The 20,852-nt window shown below is 59.6% G+C and carries 13 protein-coding genes, 1 rRNA gene and 1 pseudogene; 3 read left to right on the top strand and 12 right to left on the bottom strand.

Annotation, left to right across the window (positions count from 1 at the left end):
- The first annotated feature begins 1 nt into the window (after position 1).
- Positions 2-973, top strand: a complete 972-nt coding sequence (locus tag OX459_RS20850) for an ABC transporter permease (RefSeq protein WP_034754516.1) — start codon at positions 2-4, stop codon at positions 971-973.
- Positions 974-1,392: 419 nt separating this feature from the next.
- Here OX459_RS20850 and OX459_RS20855 read toward each other — a convergent pair.
- Positions 1,393-1,977 (bottom strand): annotated as a pseudogene (locus OX459_RS20855) (NUDIX domain-containing protein); the annotation flags it as partial.
- Positions 1,978-2,062: 85 nt separating this feature from the next.
- Here OX459_RS20855 and OX459_RS20860 point away from each other — a divergent pair.
- Complete coding sequence (locus tag OX459_RS20860) at positions 2,063-2,827, top strand: DeoR/GlpR family DNA-binding transcription regulator (protein ID WP_289906411.1); 765 nt, start codon at positions 2,063-2,065, stop codon at positions 2,825-2,827.
- Between the two features lie 35 nt (positions 2,828-2,862).
- On the opposite strand, the gene OX459_RS20865 is transcribed toward OX459_RS20860, so the two are convergent.
- From OX459_RS20865 to puuE, 10 genes are all read right to left on the bottom strand, one after another.
- The gene (locus OX459_RS20865; protein WP_289906412.1) at positions 2,863-3,933 is read right to left on the bottom strand and encodes a S1/P1 nuclease; all 1,071 of its coding nucleotides are present in this window, start codon (positions 3,931-3,933) and stop codon (positions 2,863-2,865) included.
- Between the two features lie 2 nt (positions 3,934-3,935).
- On the bottom strand, positions 3,936-5,165 hold the full coding sequence (locus tag OX459_RS20870; protein ID WP_289906413.1) for a phospholipase D-like domain-containing protein: 1,230 nt from the start codon (positions 5,163-5,165) through the stop codon (positions 3,936-3,938).
- Positions 5,166-5,182: 17 nt separating this feature from the next.
- Positions 5,183-6,892 carry a bifunctional metallophosphatase/5'-nucleotidase gene (locus OX459_RS20875; protein WP_289906414.1) on the bottom strand — a complete coding sequence of 570 codons (1,710 nt, stop codon included), beginning with the start codon at positions 6,890-6,892 and terminating at the stop codon, positions 5,183-5,185.
- A gap of 109 nt (positions 6,893-7,001) precedes the next feature.
- Positions 7,002-10,376, bottom strand: a complete 3,375-nt coding sequence (locus OX459_RS20880) for a TonB-dependent receptor (protein WP_289906415.1) — start codon at positions 10,374-10,376, stop codon at positions 7,002-7,004.
- 793 nt (positions 10,377-11,169) lie between these two features.
- Complete coding sequence (locus OX459_RS20885; protein WP_289906416.1) at positions 11,170-12,666, bottom strand: adenosine deaminase; 1,497 nt, start codon at positions 12,664-12,666, stop codon at positions 11,170-11,172.
- Positions 12,667-12,709: 43 nt separating this feature from the next.
- On the bottom strand, positions 12,710-14,026 hold the full coding sequence (gene guaD, locus OX459_RS20890; RefSeq protein WP_289899781.1) for a guanine deaminase: 1,317 nt from the start codon (positions 14,024-14,026) through the stop codon (positions 12,710-12,712).
- A 9-nt stretch (positions 14,027-14,035) separates the two neighbouring features.
- Positions 14,036-15,103 carry a xanthine dehydrogenase accessory protein XdhC gene (xdhC, locus tag OX459_RS20895; protein WP_289906417.1) on the bottom strand — a complete coding sequence of 356 codons (1,068 nt, stop codon included), beginning with the start codon at positions 15,101-15,103 and terminating at the stop codon, positions 14,036-14,038.
- 9 nt (positions 15,104-15,112) lie between these two features.
- Positions 15,113-17,458, bottom strand: coding sequence for a xanthine dehydrogenase molybdopterin binding subunit (xdhB, locus tag OX459_RS20900; RefSeq protein ID WP_289906418.1), 2,346 nt, complete (start codon positions 17,456-17,458; stop codon positions 15,113-15,115).
- 10 nt (positions 17,459-17,468) lie between these two features.
- Positions 17,469-18,935 carry a xanthine dehydrogenase small subunit gene (gene xdhA, locus OX459_RS20905; RefSeq protein ID WP_289906419.1) on the bottom strand — a complete coding sequence of 489 codons (1,467 nt, stop codon included), beginning with the start codon at positions 18,933-18,935 and terminating at the stop codon, positions 17,469-17,471.
- 99 nt (positions 18,936-19,034) lie between these two features.
- Complete coding sequence (gene puuE, locus OX459_RS20910) at positions 19,035-19,988, bottom strand: allantoinase PuuE (RefSeq protein WP_289906420.1); 954 nt, start codon at positions 19,986-19,988, stop codon at positions 19,035-19,037.
- 121 nt (positions 19,989-20,109) lie between these two features.
- Between puuE and uraH the strand changes: the two genes are divergently transcribed.
- A complete protein-coding gene (uraH, locus tag OX459_RS20915; protein WP_070303439.1) occupies positions 20,110-20,463 on the top strand; it encodes a hydroxyisourate hydrolase in 354 nt (117 codons plus the stop codon).
- Positions 20,464-20,588: 125 nt separating this feature from the next.
- On the opposite strand, the gene rrf is transcribed toward uraH, so the two are convergent.
- Positions 20,589-20,701 (bottom strand): 5S ribosomal RNA (gene rrf, locus OX459_RS20920).
- Between the last annotated feature and the right edge of the window lie 151 nt (positions 20,702-20,852).

Below are 20,852 nucleotides of genomic sequence, written 5' to 3' on the forward strand. Positions count from 1 at the left end.
CATGACACTCGACGACTTTCAATTCGCCAGCATCCTGGTATCGACCGTGCGCAATGCGCCCGTCCTGATCTTTGCCGCCATGGCCGGCCTGTTTGCCGAACGCAGCGGCATGATCGACATCGGCCTGGAAGGCAAGATCCTGGCCAGCGCCTTCGCGTCCGCCGCCGTGGCCTACACGACGCAAAACCCGTATTACGGCATGGCTGCCGGCATGCTCGTCTGCGTCGCGCTGGCCCTGCTACAAGCGTATGTCAGCATCACGCAAAAGGGCAACCAGCTGGTGGCCGGCATGGCGATCAACATCGCCATGAGCGGACTGACGTTTGTTCTGGCGCAATTCTTCTTCCAGCAAGGCGGCCGCACGCCCGACCTCGGTTCGGCGCGGCTGTTCGACGTGGTCTTGCCGGGTACGCAATACGTGGAACACATCCCCTTCATCGGCTGGGTGTACGCCCACCTGATCGGCGGCCATTCCATCCTCGTCTACGTGGCATTCCTGCTGATTCCGCTCGTGCACTGGCTGCTGTACCACACGCGCTTCGGCCTGCGCCTGCGCGCCTGCGGCGAAAACCCGCATGCGGCCGACTCGGCCGGCGTCAGCGTGGAAGCGACGCGCTACCTGGCCATGCTGGTGGCCGGCATCCTGTGCTCGTTCTCGGGCGCATATCTTGCCATTGTGCAAAGCGGCTTCTTCCTGCGCGACATGTCGGCCGGCGCCGGCTACCTGGCCCTGACGGCCATGGTGTTCGGCAACTGGCGTCCCGTCTACACCTTCCTCGGCTGTTTGATGTTCGGCTTCTTTGCCGCCATCCAGATTCAGATTGAAGGCGTGGACTTGCCCGTCGTGGGCCGCATCCCCGGTTCGCTGATCCAGATGGTGCCGTACGTGGTCACCGTGATCGTGCTGGCAGGCTTGATGGCGAAATCCATCGCGCCGAAGGCCATCGGTATCCCCTTTGTGAAGTCCCGTTAAGAGGCTATCACATCATAAAAAAGCGAAGCCCGCGGGCTTCGCTTTTTTTACGCCCGCGCAATCTCGTCCAGCGAGAAATACACAGGCAAACCAAGATCCAGCGCCACCGCCACCATCTGGTCGGCCCCCTGCGACGCGCCGCCGAGACGCAGCACGGCATCGCAATGGCTCAATAAACGCGTCGCATGCGCGTGGAACAACGCTTCATACACGGCGTCGCCCACCCGGGTGGAACCGGCCAGCGCCAGCATGGGCAAGGCCAGCCATTCACCGAGCACGGGCATGTGTCCCTTGGCATACAGGGGCAGGCAGACAGCTTGCATGGCGTCCACATTGCGCTGCATCAAGACGGGGTCGTCGCCCGTGCCGGAACGATACGGGCCAGCTACTAAAATCTGCAGCCCTCTTTTGCGCGGCATCAAGTGCAACTGCGCATGCTGCAGCAGCATGATGGTCTTGCCGTCGCAGATGCGGCCATCGGCCACCATCTGCAGCGCTTGCGCCAGGGGCAGTTCCAGCACTTCGATATCTTCGCCCTCGTGCGCCAGACCGCCGCCGTCGCCGATGCGGCTGGCCGGATCGTACTCTGCGACAAAAAAATGCAGGCGCTCCGTCACGGAACCGGGACTCATGAAAGCCTCGAACACTTTATGCACGGCGCCCACCGTATAGCCCGTTTCTTCTTCCACCTCGGCGCGGATGCGCTGCTCCGCGCTGGCCTCTTCCAGCAAGCCGGCCGCCGATTCGATGAGGAAACCGTCGTGGCCTTCGCGGTAGGTGGGAAAGCGGAACTGGCGGATCAAAATCACCGTACGTTTGACTTTGTTGTAGAGCAAGATGGTGGCTCCATCGCCTCGGTCATAGGTTTCCCGCGTCTGCATCTGCCACTGCCCATCGCGGCGCAGATAGTCGAACGTGGTTTTCTGCAATAAATACCAGTCGTGCGACAGGGTCTGCACGCCGTGGATGCGGACCCGTTCCTGCTGTGCTGTTTCTTCGCGCATAGTGTCTCCTTGTGCTTGTATATGCTTGCCTTCGACGACTTTATCATGCAAACTCGTGCAATATCAAGAAAATACAAGAAAATTCATGCTGACACATCAACGCAAACAATACCTGCTGGACTTGCTCCAGCGCGAAGGCCAGATCGTCGCCAAGGCCGTCAGCGATAGCCTGGGCTTGTCGGAAGACACGATACGCCGCGACCTGCGCGAACTGGCGAAAGAGGGTCTATTGGAGCGCGTGCACGGCGGCGCCCTGCCCTTGCTGCCCCGTTCGCCCGCGCTGGCGCCGTTCGCCGGGCGCGAACAGCTTTCGCTGGAAGCCAAGCCCGCCATCGGTCGCGCGGCGGGTGCCATGATACAAACGGGACAAGTGGTATTTCTCGATGGCGGCACGACTGCCGTGCAACTGGCGCGCCAGCTGCCGCGGGAATTGCGCGCCACCATCGTCACGCACAGTCCTTCGATTGCCGTCGAACTGGTGAATCACCCCGGCGTCGAGGTGCTGATGCTGGGCGGGCGCCTGTACAAGCACTCGATCGTGGGTGTCGGCGCGGCCACCGTGGAAGCCATCGGCCGCATCCGTGCCGACCTGTACTTCATGGGCGTGTCCAGCCTGCATCCACAAGCGGGCATCACTACGGGGGATCATGAAGAAGCGTGCGTGAAACGCGCGCTGAGCGAAGCGTCCAGCCGCACTGTCGTGCTGGCTTCACCGGAAAAGTTCAATACGGCCTCGCCGTTTCAAATCGTCCCCTTGAGCCAGGTCAACGACATCATCGTGCACCGCGACGTGGAAGACGCCCTGGTCGCGCCCTACCGCGAGATGGGGATCAGCATCACCCTGGCATGAAAAAAGCGGCCCGCAGGCCGCTTTCGCATGACACTTTACTGCGGCCAGATCGCCTGCAGCACGGCGGCCAGACGATAGCCGCCCTCGATCAGCTGCTGCTTCGCCAGCGCCGAGCTGGGCACGGGATAATTGTCCGGCACGTTCAAATTCCACACATTGTAGACATCGCCCTTGCGGCTGGTCTGCTGCGTGGCCGGGCCGGCCACCACGTCCGTGAAGGCAATCTTTGACGCCGCCAGCGCGGCATCGGCCCATTGATACGGCCAGGTGGCGGGGTCGCCGCTATTGGCGCTGACCACAGGCGCGCCGGCGATCACGGTGCGCGCGAACTGCTGCGGCGTGCGCGTGCTCAGGCGGCGCATGGCGTAATCGACGACGGTCGTGTCCCAATATGAATGCAGGGGCTTGGTGGGCGACTTCGGATACGCGCTGGAGGGCTTGGCCGCGCCATCCTCAGCCGGCAGCGGCGCGGGAATCACGACATCCGACAGCGCCGTCATCTTCGCATCGTCGAGCAGCAAGTCGTTGCCGCCGCGCGCATTGAAAATGGTGACATCGTCAATCTGCGCCTGCGTGGCGGGCACGAAAAACTGGCCATCCTTGCCGACAAACGCATTGCCCACATGCAATGGCTGGTGGATATCACCGACCAGGTGCGTGATCAAAATCAAAGCTTCGCGCTGGCTGAAGCCGTGCGGATTACTGGCCGCATCAGCCTTGCCTTGCAACACCAGGATCGCCTGCTTGAGCGTCTGCACGATATCGTCGTCGGCCGTGCCCACGCCATGGTCGTGGTAATGCGCGTTTTGAAAAGGCACGTTCGTGTAATGGTATTCGCCATGCTTGGGGTTCGCCGCGACATAGGTCAACATTTCGGGCGATTGCGGACCGCAATACGTGCCCTTCACGCAATCGGGCCAGTTGGCGATCTTTTCCAGGCTTTCGCCGGGCAACAGCAATTTCTCCAGCCGCTCCTGCGCCGCGCTACCCTTGAGCAACTGATCAGCGATGGCGCCCACGGCGCGGTGGCCGTCGTTGCCCCAGGCCAGCACATTGCCGGAGGAGAAAACCGCGCCCAGCGCCAGCACCGTCAACAGTTTTTTCATGTTCACTCCTTGCCTTGCGGCGCCGCCTTGGCCGGCTTCGGATATTGCTTGTTGATATCGATAGGCTGGGCATACGCCGAGCTCCACGTCTGCTCATGCAGCGCGGCAATACGCTGCGCCATGGCATCGTTGCGCAGCACCACTTCCAGGTTGCGCGACAAATCAAAATAGCCGCCCGCCCAGTTGCTCGTGCCGACCCAGGCCAGCTTGCCGTCGATGCTCATGGTCTTGCTGTGGATCACGCGCGCGAACGGGATAAAACCCGTCGACGCCGTGGGTATCGTCACGATGCGGATTTCCACGTTCGGCACCAGCGCCAGGCTTTTCAGATAGGCAATGGCGGGCGCTTCCGTGTTCCAGGCGGACACCATCAGCTTGATTTTCACGCCACGTTGGGCAGCCGCGCGCACGGCGTTGTCGATCACGGCGTAATACGGCCGCGTGCGGTTCGGGCCGTAGGACAGGGGCGCATAGTCGAGCAGCTGGATGCGCACTTCGCTTTTCGCTTCCGCCAGCAAGGCGGGCAAGCCTGTTTCCGAGTCGCCCACGCCGGCCGGGTTGTAAGCGTTCGGGCTGGCCAACAGGAAAGCGTTTTGCGCGTAATTGGCAGGCACGATCTTGCTGTTGAGCACCGTGGCGCGGCTGCCTTGCGACGTCAATGCCTGGGCTTGCCAATCCTGTTCAAAAATCGCTTGCACCTGGCTCACCATGCCTGGCTCCGTGATCTTCAAGCCCGTCTCATGGATGTGCTCGAACGAGCGCCAGTCGAAATTCTGGCTGCCGATGTATGCCACCTGGCCATCGACGGCCAGGTATTTCGCGTGCACGATGCCATTGCCCGTGATTTTATTGAAGTCGATGAGGCGCATATCAAGGTTGGGTATCGCCTTGATCCGGTCGATGGTCGCCGCTTCCGACAGGCCCACGCCCTTCTGGTCCAGCAGGAAGCGGATTTTCACGCCGCGCTGGCCCGCGGCCGTCAGGCTCGCCAGCACTTTTTCAAAGGCCGTGCCCGGCTTGCTGACGGCATAGAACTGGGCGATGACGATTTCTTTCTTGGCCGAATCAAACAGCTCGCTCCACACGGTAACGGGCTCGCGCAGGTCGGGATTGGTCAAGCTCGTTTCCACGGGCGAGGTGTGTACCAGCTCAAAGCCGGGAATCGTGAAATCGGCGTGGGCCGTACCCGCGAACAGACTGGAGAGAACGACAGAAACAAATAAACGACGCATGGTTATTCCTTGTAATGTTATTTGACGCGCACGATGCGGCCGGCCGCCGTGGCGCTGCCAGCCGGCTTGCCGGCGCGCGCGCGGTCGATCAGGTAATTGCTGAAGGCGTCGATGTCGCGCACGCCCGTGTCCAGGCGGCGCGTGCCGGCCGCCAGCACGGTGAAGCTGTCGCCGCCACCGGCCAGGAAACTGTTGGCGGCGACTCGGTATTGTTGATTGTCTTCAAGAGGAATGCCATTCAGCATGATGCTGCCCGGCAGCACGCGCTGGCCTTGCGGCTGCGTGCTATCCCAACGGTAGCTAAAACCTTCGGACACTTGCAGCAGATTGCCCTCGCCGGCCTCTTCGCCCGGCCATTGCTGCTCGAGCAAGGTACGGATTTGCGCGCCGGAAAGACTCACGACGATCAGGGTATTGCCAAACGGCACCACGGCCTGGTTCTGGCCCACGTTCGTCATCAAGTCGGCGCCTGCTTCCAGGTCCTTGCGGATGCCGCCATTGTTCATCAGGCCAATTTGCGCGCCGGCTGCGCGCGCGCCAAATAAGGTGCTGTCGGCCACCAGGTCGCCCAGCGGGGATGCGCCGCCGCCCTTGGTGCTGCGGCCCACGGTGGGTACGGCGATGGCGGCCACGGGACGCGACAATTCGGCCGCACTGCGCTGCTTCACCGATTCCAGGTAAGCTGCCACGGCCGGGTCCGGCTCATACATGCCTGGCAGCATGACCACGTTTTGCGCGCTGGCATCGATCAGCGCATTCTTGACAGGATCGACCTTGAGCTTGATGCGCGTCAACATGTGTCCGCCCATTTGTGCCTGCGTCACCAGGCGGCCATCGACGCGGCACAAATAGCCCTGGTGCGAATGGCCGCTGATGACCAGCTGAATCGCCGGATCGAGACGTTTCACCACATCCACCACTTCGCCCTTCAGCTGGCTGCAATCGGGCTGGTCGACGGCTTCCTTCGTCTCGCCGCCCTGGTGCAGCAGCACGACGAACACGCCAACGCCCTGCGCGCGCAGCTGCGGCAAGGTGGCGTTGATGGCATCCGCTTCATCACCGAATTGCAAACCGGAAATGCCGGCGGCCGTCACCACGGACGGCGTATCTTTCAGCACGGCGCCGATCAAGCCCACCTTGACGCCATGCGCCTCTTCGATGCGGTAGGCGGGCAGCAAGGACTTGCCCGTCTGCGTGTCGATGACATTGGCCGCCATATAGGTGTAGCTGGCGCCCTTGAAATCGGGTGTGAACTTGCATGCCTTGTCGGCGCGCGACGAGTCGCAACCGCCGCGCTGCTGGCGCAACAGTTCCGCCTTGCCCTGGTCAAATTCATGGTTGCCGACGGAACTGGCCTTCATGCCCAGCATGTTCATGGCGACGATGCTCGGTTCATCGGCCCACAGCGCCGACATGGCGGGACTGGCGCCGACCAGGTCGCCATTGCCGACAAAAATCAGCTGCGCGTCTTCGCGCCGCCACGCCGTCAATGCGCCGGACAAGGTATCGATGCCACCGGCCTGCACCGTCTTGCGCTCGGCATCGGCGACGCTCGTGTAGGTAAATTTGCTGCGGTCGAGATTGCCGTGAAAATCGTTCAGGGCGACCAGGTTCACTTCAATCGGGCCGTTCGGCGCAAGCTGTGGCGCGGACGCTAAATTGGTGCAGCCGGACAGGATGAGAATCAGGGCCGCGCTGGCGACCTGAGTGCGTAAGAAGTGAGCCATGGAATCAATATGTCAAAAAGAGAAAGGGTAAACCATCTTGCCTATAAAAAAAACGGCTGGTGTCGCCACCAGCCGTTTTTACTTGCCAAGCTACGAGGCAACTACGAGATTAGAACTCGTACTTGACCGTGGCTTGAATTGCCCATTGCGATTCGCCTTTGGCTTGGCGCGTTTCCGTGCCTTCTACCGTTGGACGCGTGTTGTAGATATAACGACCTTGGGCATCGATACCGACGAAGTCGACAAAGCTGCGCACTTGCCCGCCTTGCGGTTGGAAAGCGATTTCGTTGATACGACCCCACTTGCGGTTGATCATGTTGCCAACGTTCAACATATCAAAGGTAATGATGCCTTTGTTGCCTTTGAAGATGCCTGGAACTTCCTGGCTAAAGCGCATGTCGATGCTATTGGTCCATGGCGCAAAGCTCTTGTTGCGGTTCATGACTTTGCCAGCGGACTTGCGCAGATCGCCATTGCTGTTCACAACTGCCCAGAATGCCGCTTCATTGGCAGCGCTTTCTGCTGGAGTTTTGCCATAGAATGCGACTTCGCCAGAACCTGGTGCTTTAGGAATGTACATCAGGTCATTGCCAGCCAGGCCATCGCCGTTCAAGTCATTGTTGAAGGTCCAGCTATATGGCTTACCGCTACGGCCTTCATAGAACAGGCCGAAGCTGGTCTTGTACTCGCCAAAGAAGCGCTTCTGCCAGCTGACGTTGGCCGTAAAGCGGTCTTTCACCATATAGTTCGAGTTCGAAGCGACGTTTTCGTTCGGGTTGAACGAAGCACGGCCGCCCCAGTTCGAGCTGGAAGTCGACGAGCCCAGTGGCGATACTTCAGTAGCATCCGTGTACGTGTACGACGTGCCCCACGACAAGCCATTGCGCATTGGGCTACGCAACGACAGGGTCAGTACATTGCCTTCGCCCTTGTCTGTCTTGGTTGCCATCAGTACCTGGCCAAATGCGGCATTGTTACCAGCCTTGGTATCGGCACGGCAGCCAGTCTTGCCATTCAAGATACCTTTGACAGTATCCCAGCAATCGACCTTGTAAGCATTTGCGCCCCAGTACAGCGCACGGCCATCACTACCGGTTTTGGTCGGCGCGCCAAGGTTCAGTTCTTGGTAGTAGATCGCATCTTTGGTACGAGTGCGCAGGTATTCAGCGCCAAATACCAGTCCCATCCATGGCAATTCATGTTCGAATGCCAGGTTGGCCTTCCAGACCGATGGCTGAGCCAGATCAGGACTAAGAACGTCAACCTTCATCGCAGGAACCGTGTCACCTACGTTGGTCGGCTGGCGCAGTGGATCAATACTGAAGAAACCGTCGTTCGTTGGGCAAGCTTTGCCGGTCGAGCTGCAATTGAAGTTGCGCAACGCAACACCGGTATTCTGGAAAGGATTACCCAACCAGACAGCCATGGCAGCCCCCTGGAACAAGCCCATACCACCGCGGATTTGTGTCGGGCGTGCCGAATCCAGCTTGTAGTTGAAGCCAAAACGTGGCTGATAGAGGTTTTCGCCATCAATCGTGTGCGTATTGTCGATGCCGAAACCACCAGTTTGGCGACCAGCGACAACTGGACCAACCGGCATGGCTGCGATAGCGTTGCGAATAGGCTTTTCGCCGATGCGCGTACCGTCGACGCGCAAGCCTGCCATCAGCGTCAGTTGCTTGTTGACGTTCCAGCTATCCTGCACGAACAGACCGATATTTTTCAACGTAAAACGGGCAATCGCGTCATCGAGCGAACCGCCAGCAACCGGGGCTTGCAGCGTGTACGAACTAGGACGGCCGTTGCGGAAGTTTTCCAGCATCGCAGCTTGCCACTGTGCCGTAGTCGCCTTGATGCAATCCAACGCGTCAGTCGTAATACAGCCAAAGGTATAGTTACCGTTGACGTTTTGCAAGAAGGCGTTATACACCTCGGTTTTGCTGAAATCGGTACCGAACTTGACGTCATGGTCGCCCAGCGCCCAGTTGGCGCCAAGGTAAGCGTCAAGCGCCTTGTTATTCAACACATTCTTTTGACGGCTTGTTTCAGTGCCGAAGTTCAGGTAGCGGCTGTCAGCAGCCTTGCCATCAGGTCCGGGACCGCTGAATTGCAGGCCAATCGAAGGCAGATAGGCATTATTTTTTGGCACGCTGTCATACTTGCGATTCGACAACTTTACTTCGGTAGAGAACGTCGGTGTCCACTCGGAAGTCCACTGCGCGACGATCGTTTCCAAGCTCTTTTCCTGGGCATACCAGTAAGAACTCAGCGACAGACCTGTCTTGGTAAAACCAGGGAACATTGGCTCGGCCTGCTCGGTTTTCGAATAGCGCAACATCACGCGCTGCGTATCCGTCAAGTTCCAGTCCAGCTTCAGCAGCTTTTCCGTTGCAGTGAATTCCGTACCGCCAGGAACCTCGGAGGTACCGATAGGAATACCGTACTTATCCTTGGCAATGGCGATGGCGCTATCGATTGCCGCTTGTGGAATGAGGACGTTCGTCAGTGGACTGCCGATCGGACCAAACGTTGGCGAGCTACGGCTGCTGCTCGATTTTTCATAGTTCGCAAACAGGAACAATTTATCTTCGATCAGCGGGCCACCCAAGGTGATACCCTTGGTGGTGTCCTTCGATTTTGGCGCATCGTAGTATTCGCCGGTGGTGTCGTTATAGCGCTCACCCGACATCTTGTCGTTACGGAAGACGTAGTAGACGCTGCCCTTGACCTTGTTGGTACCCGACTTGGTGACGGCATTGATGTTGGCGCCCGTGTAGCCTTTTTGCGTCACGTCATAGTTGGCGACGTTCACCTGGACCGACTGGATCGCTTCAACAGAAATAGGTTGTTTACCAGTGGCAGTACCGGAAGCTTCCAGGCCAAAGGTGTCATTCACGGCCACGCCATCGATGGTCATCGAGTTGTAGCGCGAGTTTTGGCCGGCAACGGAAATTTCACCGCGCTCTTTATCAGTTTGCGACAGGCGCGGGTCGGCGCGGGCGTAGTCTTGCAGGCTGCGCGAAATCGATGCCTGGGTTGCCAGTTCCGTTGGGCCGATATTGGTGCCTGCACCCATGTTGCTGCGGTTAAAGATTTGTGCGCGTGCGCCCGTGCCCGTTACGTTCACGGTTTGCATCTGAGCGCCCAGGGTGGCATCCACGTTGGCGGTTTCAGCCAGCTGAACGAACACGCCTTCGCGTTTTTCAACTTCACCATTCTTCGTGATGGTGATGGTGTAGGGACCGCCAGCGCGCAAGCCGCGGGCGACGTAACGGCCTTCCGCATCGGTCGTCACATTGCTGACGGAACCCGATTCGGTGTGCACGATGGTAACAGTGGCGCCAGCTGCCGGCTTGCCGTCGGTGGCCGAGATACGGCCGCCAATGGAAGACGTAGTGTTCTGTGCGAACGATGGTGCCGCCGCCAGTGCAATAGACAGGCTGAACGCGATTTGCGTTAGCCGAAGTCGCTTGTGATTGATCATCTTTAACCCCAGAAAAGACTATTATTTTTGAAAATCCTGGATTGCCCCACCATCCGGCTGCGCCGCACAGCAACACAAACACAACATTTCCTCTTTACGATGCTGCAACTGTTACGCCGGCGGGACTGGCTGCGGTCCTGACAAGACCATCACAAAACGCCGCTCCACACATCACAACCATTCCTATTCAGACAATAACGGCGGAAAAAACTGCGACCGATCCGTACGACCCAGGGCGCTAGCTCCTGTGTCATTCACCCGACAGGCTTACCCGGCTAACATGGCAAGCCGCGAGTGTAATTGTTAAATATTTCAAGACTGTGACACGGCGGCAAAATGCAGAGGAATGTCGTCATTTAGTTGCGCGACTGTTTGTTTCACTCTGCATCTCACCTTTATTTACTGCAAATACCCATCTTCATACGCTATCAGCCATATGAATTGTGACTTTTTAATATCACATTCATCCCACTATGCATCATCAAAAAATGGATGACAAATACGTTTTTTTTTACATATTTATATATTTTAAGTATAAATAGCGTGGGGTAACTAGCTGGATTGATATCGTGCTGACAGCGTCCGGGCTTATGGCGCGTGATTATAAATGAGCAATATGTACTTGAAATTGATTCATCCAAGAAATTGGACAAAGTCGTGCATCTGCCGTTAATTGTGTCGCATGGCCGCCACAAAATTAACAAAAATACATTACCGGGATTTGAGGGGGAGAAATGAAAACGGCCGGAATATCCGGCCGTCCTGAGAGTATCAGTTGTGAACGTCGCGCAACTTACGGTTTGCTGCTCTTGCCTGCCTTGCCTGCCTTGTCGGCCGCGGCAATTTGCGCTTCAAAGCGGGTGAAACGGGCATCGAGTGCTTTCAGCAAACGTTGCTTGTCCGCTTCCGCCAGGAACGAATACCGCAAGCTGTTATACGACAGCTTTTTGACTTCCGCATAATCGGTCCTGTACTGGCTGGCAAACAGCACGTATTCATTCGACAGGGTATTGCGCGAGACGCCCGCGTCATCCGTGGAGATGACGAAGGGCACGCCATATTTACGGTACAGGGTGATCGGATGGGCCTGGCCCTTGATGCCGAGAATGTAATCGTTACTGGTCAGGTTCACTTCCACGGGTATGCCCCGTTCGCGCATCTTTTGCATGGTCGCAAGCGCATTGTGCTCGTAGGCGATATCCATGCCGTGACCGATACGGTCGGCGCCCGCCACATCGACGGCTTCGGCGATATGGAAAGCCATGCCTTCCGGCGGCACCATGCCCAGCGCCAGCTCGCCGGCGTGCAAGGCGATCTTAACGTTCGGATACTTTGCCTTGAGGAACTTGAACATTTCCATGTGCAGGCTGTAATCGCGCATCGACACGTTCACGCTTTCCTGGCCCACGATGTTCACGCCCACCAGCAAGGGATTCAGGCTCGCTGCCTTGAACGCGGCCACCATGGAGGAAAAAACTTGCGATGGCGACAGGAAACGCAACACATACGCCTGGTAACGCATGGTGAAGTGCGCATCGTCGATACCGGCGCTGCTGGCGTTGACGTTGTCGTTGTAGGCGGTGATGCTTTTCTGGAAGCCGGCATCCTGCTCCAGGCTGCCGGTCCAGTTGGCCAGCAGCGCTTGCAGCGCGGCCGGCTGCAAGCCCGGCGCCAGCACTTGCTGGTCGAACTGCGCGTTTTGCACGAATGGCGACAGCTCGAAAATCGTTTCGATATAGCTGAGGTTTTCCGCGATGGCGCGCTGCTTCAGGGTTTTCAGGCCATCGGCCGTGTTCGTGGATGCCACGGGGCCGAAATAGCCAAAGGTATCGAAGAAGGTACGGTCCGGCGGCGTCTGGATGGCGCCGTGATTATAGAAATCCTTGGTCGACCAGCGCTGCAGCAATTCCGCATACAGGCCCGCATCGGCAAACACTTCCGTGGACGACAGGCATCCACGCTGCGCGGCCGGCTTGGCGCGCTCGGCCGCCACGACGTCCTTGTTACTTTCGATGCGGTAGGTCGTCTTGTTGACGCAATAGTTTTCCTTGTCGACCCAGTCGAGGAATTGCTCGGCGTAAATGGCACCCGAGTAATGGTGATGCAAGTCACCGCCCTTGGGCATCATGGAAAAGAACAGGCTCAACTCGGCCGTCTTCGGCTGCGCACCGGCAACCAGCGCGGCAAAATGGCGCGCGGTGGCTGCTTCATTGGAAGACGGGGCGGCCTGCGCCGTTCCGGTCAAGGCCAGCGCGGCGCCAAGCGCCAGGCCAGTGAGTTTCTTGTGCATTCGCGTTCTCGCTCAGGATAATTCGTGTTGAACAACGGGTAGGTCAGCCCTGCCCCCGCACATGCACGCATCGGCCGCCTGAATAGGTGGCGGCCACGGCGCGGTCGTCGCCCAGCAGCGCAAAGGCAAACAGCAATTCCTCCAGGCTTTGACAGCCGGCCGTGCGGCGCTCGAGCAGCGGCGTCGATTGCTTGTCGAGCACAATAAAATCCGCTTCCGTGCCTGCCGCGAAATTGCCCAGGGTGCCTTCCAGTTGCATGGCCCGTGCAGCGCCCAGGGTCGCCAGATAAAACATGCGCAAGGCGGGCAGATAGCTGCCTTTCAAGCGTGCTACTTTATAGGCTTCGTTCATTGTTTGCAACATCGAGAACGAGGTGCCGCCGCCCACGTCGGTGGCCAGCGACAGCAGCACCCGCGCCGCATCGGCCCGCTCGAAATCGAACAGGCCGCTGCCCAGGAACAGGTTTGATGTAGGACAAATGGCGGCCGCCGACGACGTCTCCGCCATGCGTGCCCGGTCGCGCTCGTCGAGCCAGATGCAATGCCCGAACATGGCGCGCGGACGCAGCATGCCGTACTGGTCATATACATCGAGATAACTGCGCGCCTGCGGATGCAGTTCGCGCACCCAGCGGCATTCATCCGCGTTTTCCGACACGTGCGTCTGCAAATACGTATCCGGATAGGCGCGCGCCAACTCACCCGCCAGGTGCATCTGTTCGTTGGTGGACGTCGGCACGAAACGGGGCGTGATCGCATACAGCGAACGGCCGTGCTTGTGCCAGCGCTGGATCAGCTCTTCGCTTTCGCGCGCACCCGACTCGGCCGTGTCGCGCAGGAACTCGGGGCAATTGCGGTCCATCATGACCTTGCCCGCCACCATGCGCAAGCCGCGCGCCTCGCTGGCGCCAAAGAAGGCATCGACCGATTGCGGATGCACGCTGCCATACACCATGGCCGTCGTGGTGCCGCAGCGCAGCAGTTCATCGAGGAAAAACTCGGCCACATCGCGCGCATGTTGAGGATTCTCAAACGCGCGCTCGGTGGGGAAAGTATACGTTTCCAGCCACGGCAGCAAACCGGGAGCGGGCGAGGCGATCATTTCCGTCTGCGGGAAGTGCAGATGGGTATCGATGAAACCCGGCACGATCAGCTTGCCGCGGTAATCGACGATCTCGGTGCCGGGCGGCAAAGTCGCTTGCAGCTGCGCATAATCGCCAGCGGCCACGACCTTGCCATCGGCCACGATCAGCAAGCCATCCGCATGCCAGGCGTGCGCCTCCTCGCTAAAGGCGGGATCGGCGTGGAAGTGCAGCAAGCTGGCACGGTAAGCTTGCAATGTAGCAGGAACAATCGGCATGACTTCTTTCTATAACGGGTGAATGGCGGCGCGTTTCTCGCGTCGCGGTGGCGCGCTGGCCGAGGCCAGCCGCAGCGGTGCGGCCAGGGCGGCCGCGGCCGCTTCCTCCCACACCATGAGTAGTTGACAGGCAACGGACGCGGCGATCACGGCCGGCGCCTTGTTGCGGATGCCGGGCATGCCGATCGGACACACCATGGCGGCAATACGCGCGTCCGGCACGCCGCGCGCCTGCAGGCGGTGCTCGAACTGCTTGCGTTTCGTGTGCGAACCGATCAAGCCGAACCAGCCCGCATCCTCGCGCTCCATGATGGCTTGCGTCAAACGCTGATCGAGCGCATGGCTATGCGTCATGACGAGAAAACTGCCGCCCGGCGGCGCCATGGCGACAAATTCCTCGGGTGTATCGGTCGCGGCGATGCGCACATTATCCGGTAGTTGCACGGGAAACATGTCTTCGCGTTCATCCACCCAGGTGATATTGCAGGGCAAGTGGGCCAGCGCGCGCACGATGGCGGCACCCACATGGCCGGCGCCAAACAAGGTCAAATGGGCGCGCGGCGCCAGGCAGGGATCGACCAGCCAGCGCCGGCCCTTGCCATCCTGCGCGACATGGGTACTGCGTTCGCGCGAAAACGTGTCGGGCGCCTGCGCGGCAGTCCCGGCGATCAGGCGACCGCCTGCATCGAACAGCGCCGACGCGGTTTCACCGTCGAGCGCCGTCAAACGCCAGCTGTCTTGCTGGCGGCGTTCACGCAAGGCGGCCAACAATTCTTTCAGGCTGACATCGACATATTCGAATGCCAGGTGGACGACGCCGCCGCAGCATTGTCCCAGGCTGGGGCCCAGTGCAAAACGCTCGAGCCGCGCATGGGTCTCGCCCGTGGCCAGCATGGTCTTGGCGATTTCCACGGCGCGCAATTCCAGGTGGCCGCCACCGATGGTGTCCAACTGGCCATCGAGGGTCACGCGCATTTTCGCCCCCGCCTCGCGCGGTCCGGAACCTTCCACCAGGGCAACCGTCACCAGCACGGACGCCTGCGTGTCGTTCTCCATCGCTGTCAGCCAGTCGCTCATGCTCTGCTCCTAGGCACCGGCATGCGCCGCTTGCACGGCCATGACCGCCTTGAGAATTTCCTCGCTGGTGGCGGGGGCATTCAGCGGTGGCTGCACGGCGTGATGACCCACGCTGGAAATGGCGTCGCGGATGGCGAAGAACACGGAAAACGGCAACAGCAGCGGCGGCTCGCCCACGGCCTTGGAACGGTGGATGCTGTCTTCCACATTGCGATTCTGAAACAGTTTCACGCGAAAATCTTCCGGGCAATCGGAAATACCCGGAATTTTGTACGTCGATGGCGCGTGCGTCATCAGCTTGCCCGCCGCATTCCACCACAGCTGCTCCGTCGTCAGCCAACCCATGCCCTGGATAAATGCCCCCTCCACTTGACCCAGATCAATCGCGGGATTCAATGACTGGCCCGCATCGTACAAGGCGTCCGCACGCAGCAATTTCCATTCGCCTGTCAGGGTATCGACCACCACTTCGGCCACAGCCGCGCCATACGCGTAATACGAAAACGGATGGCCCGTCATCGTCTTCGCATCCCACGACAGGCCGGGCGTGGCATAGAAACCGTCCGACCACAGTTGTACGCGGGCCAGATACGCCTTCTGCACCAGTTCGGCAAACGCGACGACATGGCCATGCACGTGGATATGGTTGTCAAAGAAGCGCACAGCAGCAACGTCGCCGCCGTACAGTTTGACAGCGTAATCGGCCAGGCGTTCACGGATCTGGCGCGCCGCGTCCTGCGCCGCCTTGCCGTTCAGGTCGGCGCCGGTGGACGCTGCCGTGGCCGACGTATTCGCCACCTTGCTGGTATCGGTGGCCGTGGCCCGCACGCGGTCCAGGTCCAGGCCCAGCTCGTGCGCCACCACCTGCATGACCTTGGTATTGATGCCCTGCCCCATTTCCGTGCCGCCATGGTTGACCAGAACGGAGCCATCCACGTACACGTGCACGAGGGCGCCGGCCTGGTTCAGATGCGTGACGTTGAAGGCAATGCCGAATTTCAAGGGCGTGAAGGCCAGGCCCTTCTTCAGGACCGGGCTGACCTCGTTGTAGGCGTCGATGGCGCGGCGGCGCGCCCGGTAATCGCTGCTCTCTTCCAGTTCGGCAACGAGTTCATGGATCACGTTGTCGACGATCTTCTGCCCGTAGGGCGTGACGTTGCGTCCCTCGGCATCGTTGCGGCCATAGAAATTGAGCAGGCGGATATCGAGCGCATCGCGTTGCAAGTGGCGGGCGATTTCATCGATGACGTACTCGATGGCAATGGCGCCCTGCGGCCCGCCAAAGCCCCGGAAAGCCGTGTTCGACTGGGTATTCGTCTTGCCGCAGGCGGCGCGGATGTCCACATCGGACAGGTAATATGTATTGTCGAAGTGGCAGACGGCGCGCGTGGCGACGGGGCCGGACAAGTCGGCCGAATAGCCGGCGCGCGTGGTCATGTCGACCTTGGCGGCAAGGATGCGGCCTTCGTCGTCGTAGCCCACTTCGTACTCATAGTAAAAACAATGGCGCTTGCCCGTCACCAGCATGTCGTCGTCGCGGTCGGCGCGCAATTTCACGGGACGCTTCAGTTTGGCCGCTGCGATCGATGACGCCGCCGCCCACAGGGCCGATTGCGATTCCTTGCCGCCGAAGCCGCCGCCCATGCGCCGGCACTCGACCGTGATGTTGTGCGAATGCACCCCCAGCGCATGCGCCACCACGTGCTGCATCTCGCTCGGATGCTGGGTCGAACACAGCACCAGCATGCCCTGCGCTTCCTTCGGGATGGCGTAGGAAATCTGTCCTTCCAGATAAAACTGTTCCTGGCCGCCTACATACAGCTGGCCCTTGACCACATGCGGCGCGCCTTCGAACGCGGCCTGGTAATTGCCGCGCGTCAGCTGCATCGGCGGCAGCACGTACGATTGCGCGGCCTTGGCCGCTTGCGGCGTCATGATCGCAGGCAATTCCTCATATGACACTTGCGCCAGGCGGGCGGCGCGGCGCGCATGGTCATGCGTATCGGCCACAACGATGAAGATGGGCTGGCCCACGTATTGCACCAGATCAAAAGCCAGGATGGGATCGTCGTGGATAATGGGACCGCAATCATTCGTGCCGGGAATGTCCTGCGCCGTATAGACGGCGACGACACCGCCAGCGGCGCGCACGGCCGACAAATCCATGGCCGTAATGCGCGCGTGCGGCTTTTGCGACAAGCCCAGCGCCGCATGCAAGGTACCTTGCAGTTCGGCGATGTCGTCCGTGTACGTGGCTTGCCCCAGCACATGCAATTGTGCCGATTCATGGGGGCTGGGCTTGCCCACGGCGGCCCAGGCAGCCGCTTGCAGTTCGGGCGTGGCAGGATGGTTCATGCTGGTCCTTTCAAGCGCGGCAAGCGTAGGCGTTGACGGCCGTGCGCAACAGCGGCGCAACGGGACGTGTTTCCAGCCAGAAGCGGCGCAACAGGTTTTGCGCCGTCGTCATGCGATAGGTAGTCGACGCGCGCATGTCGGACAGCGGTGCATAATCGTCGGCCAGCAAGCGCATGGCGATGACGAGGTTCTCTTCCGTCCACGCCTGTCCACGCAAAAATGCCTCCGTTTGCGCGGCACGCTGCGGCGTGGCCGCCATGCCGCCAAAGGCGATGCGCGCATTGACGATGCGCCCGCCATCGAGCTGGAACGCGAACGCGGCGCACACGGCCGAAATATCCTGGTCGAAGCGCTTGGCCAGTTTATAGGTGCGAAATTGCATGTCGGCACGTGGCAAGGGCACGCGCACGGCTTCGACGAATTCGCCTGGCTGCAAATCTTTCTTTTGGTACCCCAGATAGAAGTTTTCCAGCGGCATGATGCGCTGTCCGGCAGGGCCACGCAGCACGATCTCGCTGCCCAGTGCAATCAGCCACGGCATCGAGTCGCCGATGGGAGAACCATTGGCCACATTGCCGCCCAAAGTACCGGCGTTACGAATCGGCAAGGAGGCAAAGCGTTGCCACAGTTCCGACAATTCCTCCGGGTAATGCTGGCACAGCGCCCCGTAAGCATCGTTCAGGCTGGCGCCGGCGCCGATGTGCAGCTTGCCGTCAACGAGGGCAATCGTCTTCAGCGCCGCCACGTTGCCCAGATAAATGATGTCGCCCAGGTCGCGCAATTGCTTGGTCACCCACAAGCCCACGTCCGTGGAACCGGCCAGCAGGCAGGCTTGCGGCTTTTCCGCGCGCAACGCCACCAGTTCATCGATGCTGCGCGGCGCGTGGAAGTGCTGGCCGCCATGTTCATAGGTATGCAGGCTGCCGCGCTGCAGCGCCTGCAATTGCCCCCTCAAGGCATCGCGATCGAACGTGACGTGCGGCAATTCCCCCATGCGCCTGGCGGCATCGATGATGGGCCGGTAACCGGTGCAGCGGCACAGATTGCCCGACAGGGTGTCGTCGATTTCGCAGCGCGTGGGCGTCTCGCCGTTTTTTTTCAGGTACATGCCCCACAAGGACATGACAAAACCGGGCGTGCAAAAACCGCACTGGGATCCGTGGCACTCGACCATCGCCTGCTGCACCGGGTGCAGGGCGCCGTCCGGCTGCTGCAAGTCTTCCACGGAAAACAGGGCCTTGCCATCGAGGGTGGGCGTGAGCTGAATGCAGGCGTTGACGGCCTTCATCTCGACCTGGCCATCGACCAGGCTGCCGATGACGACGGTGCAGGCGCCGCAATCGCCTTCGGCGCAGCCTTCCTTGGTGCCCGTGCAATGCAAATCCTCGCGCAGGTGCTGCAACACAGTCTGCGTAGGGGCGGCGTTGCGTACTTCCTGTACGGCACCACGGTAATAAAAGCGGATCGGTTCTGACATGCTGGCCTCGGTATAGTCCCAGTATAGGAGATTAACACCGGCATATGGGACAACTATATGCAAAGACTGATTTTACTTATCATCCAATATCAATACCCTTCAAACTGCATAGGGATGCGTCGCATGCCAGTGTTCGGCGATATCGATGCGGCGCGTGATCCACACCTGCTCATGGCCCTGCACATAATCGAGAAAGCGCGCCAGCGCCGCGGCCCGTCCCGGACGTCCCACCAGGCGGCAATGCAAGCCCACCGACAACATCTTCGGCTGATTCAAGCCGTTCGGATCGCCTTCCGCATACAGCACATCGAAGGCATCCTTCAGATAATCGAAAAACTGCGTGCCCGAATTAAAGCCTTGCATGGCGGCAAAGCGCATGTCGTTCGTGTCCAGGGTGTAAGGCACGATCAGCTGCGGCTGCACGGCCGGCATGCCGGCGGCATCCGTGTACGCCACTTTTTCCCAGAATGGCAGATCGTCGCCATAGTAATCGGCGTCGTAGCGGAAACCGCCATGCTCGACCACCAGTTTGCGCGTATTGGGCGAATCGCGCCCCGTGTACCAGCCTTGCGGGGCGGAACCCGTCAATTCGCGGATGATCTGCACGGCTTCGCGCATGTGTTCGCGCTCCGTTGCTTCATCCATGTTTTGGTAGGAAATCCAGCGCAAGCCATGACAGGCGATTTCATGCCCCAGTTGCTGGAACGCGGCCACCGCCTCCGGATTGCGTTTCAAGGCCATCGATACGCCGAATACGGTCAGCGGCAGGCGCCGATCCTCGAACATGCGCAGCAAGCGCCATAATCCGGCACGCGAGCCGTATTCGTAGATCGACTCCATGCTCAGGTGGCGCGCGGGAAAAGCGGCCGCACCGATCATTTCCGATAAAAAGGTTTCCGAGGCGGGATCGCCATGCAGCACGCTGTTTTCCGCCCCTTCCTCGTAATTGAGAACGAATTGCAGGGCGATGCGGGCCTTGCCCGGCCATTGCGGATGCGGGGGCGTGCGGCCATAGCCGATCAAGTCGCGTGGATAATCTTCGTAATTGTTCATGCGGAGGCGCGCCTATAGGAGGACAATGTTGGCTATATGCCCAATCATATAGCCAGGCGCAGTCACCGGTATATGATTTGCACGATAAGCACATTCACTCACCCTATATACAGGATAGCAAATGGGAAAACTCAGCACGCATGTACTCGATATCGCCCACGGCAGGCCGGGAGCCGGCGTCAAGGTGGCCCTGTTTTCAGTTGCGCCGGAAGGCAAAGTGCTATTGAAGATGGATATGACCAATAGCGATGGCCGCTGCAGCACGCCATTACTGGAAGGCGAGAGCATGAAAGCGGGTCAATATGAACTGGTGTTTAACGCAGGCGACTATTTCGCCGCCCAGGGAGTGGAACTGCCTTCGCCCCGCTTCATCGATCTGGTCACCCTGGCCTTCGGCATTGCGCATACGGACGAGAACTACCACGTGCCGCTGGTGGTGTCGCCGTGGTCGTATTCGACTTATCGCGGAAGTTAAGCGACGTTACATGACAAAGGCAGCGCGCAGCGCTGCTTTTTTACGCCTGTCTACTGACAAAACAAAACCGTCAGACGTAAAAAAACCCCAACCGGATCACCGGAAGGGGTTTTTTCGAATAACAAGCCTGACGATAACCTACTTTCACACTGGTTGCAGCACTATCATCGGCGCAAAGTTGTTTCACGGTCCTGTTCGGGATGGGAAGGGGTGGGACCAACTTGCTATGGTCATCAGGCATAACTTGTACTGGCATTTGTCCTCAGTGGAGCGACAAAGCCTGAATCTGGAAGAAGCAAAGATTGGGTAATGACTGGTTGTATCAACACACACGCAACGTTGTACCGTCTTATCCTCTGTACCTGCTAAGGTTATAGGGACAAGCCGTA

This window comes from Janthinobacterium sp. SUN026 (assembly GCF_030397625.1).
Lineage (GTDB): Bacteria > Pseudomonadota > Gammaproteobacteria > Burkholderiales > Burkholderiaceae_D > Janthinobacterium > Janthinobacterium kumbetense.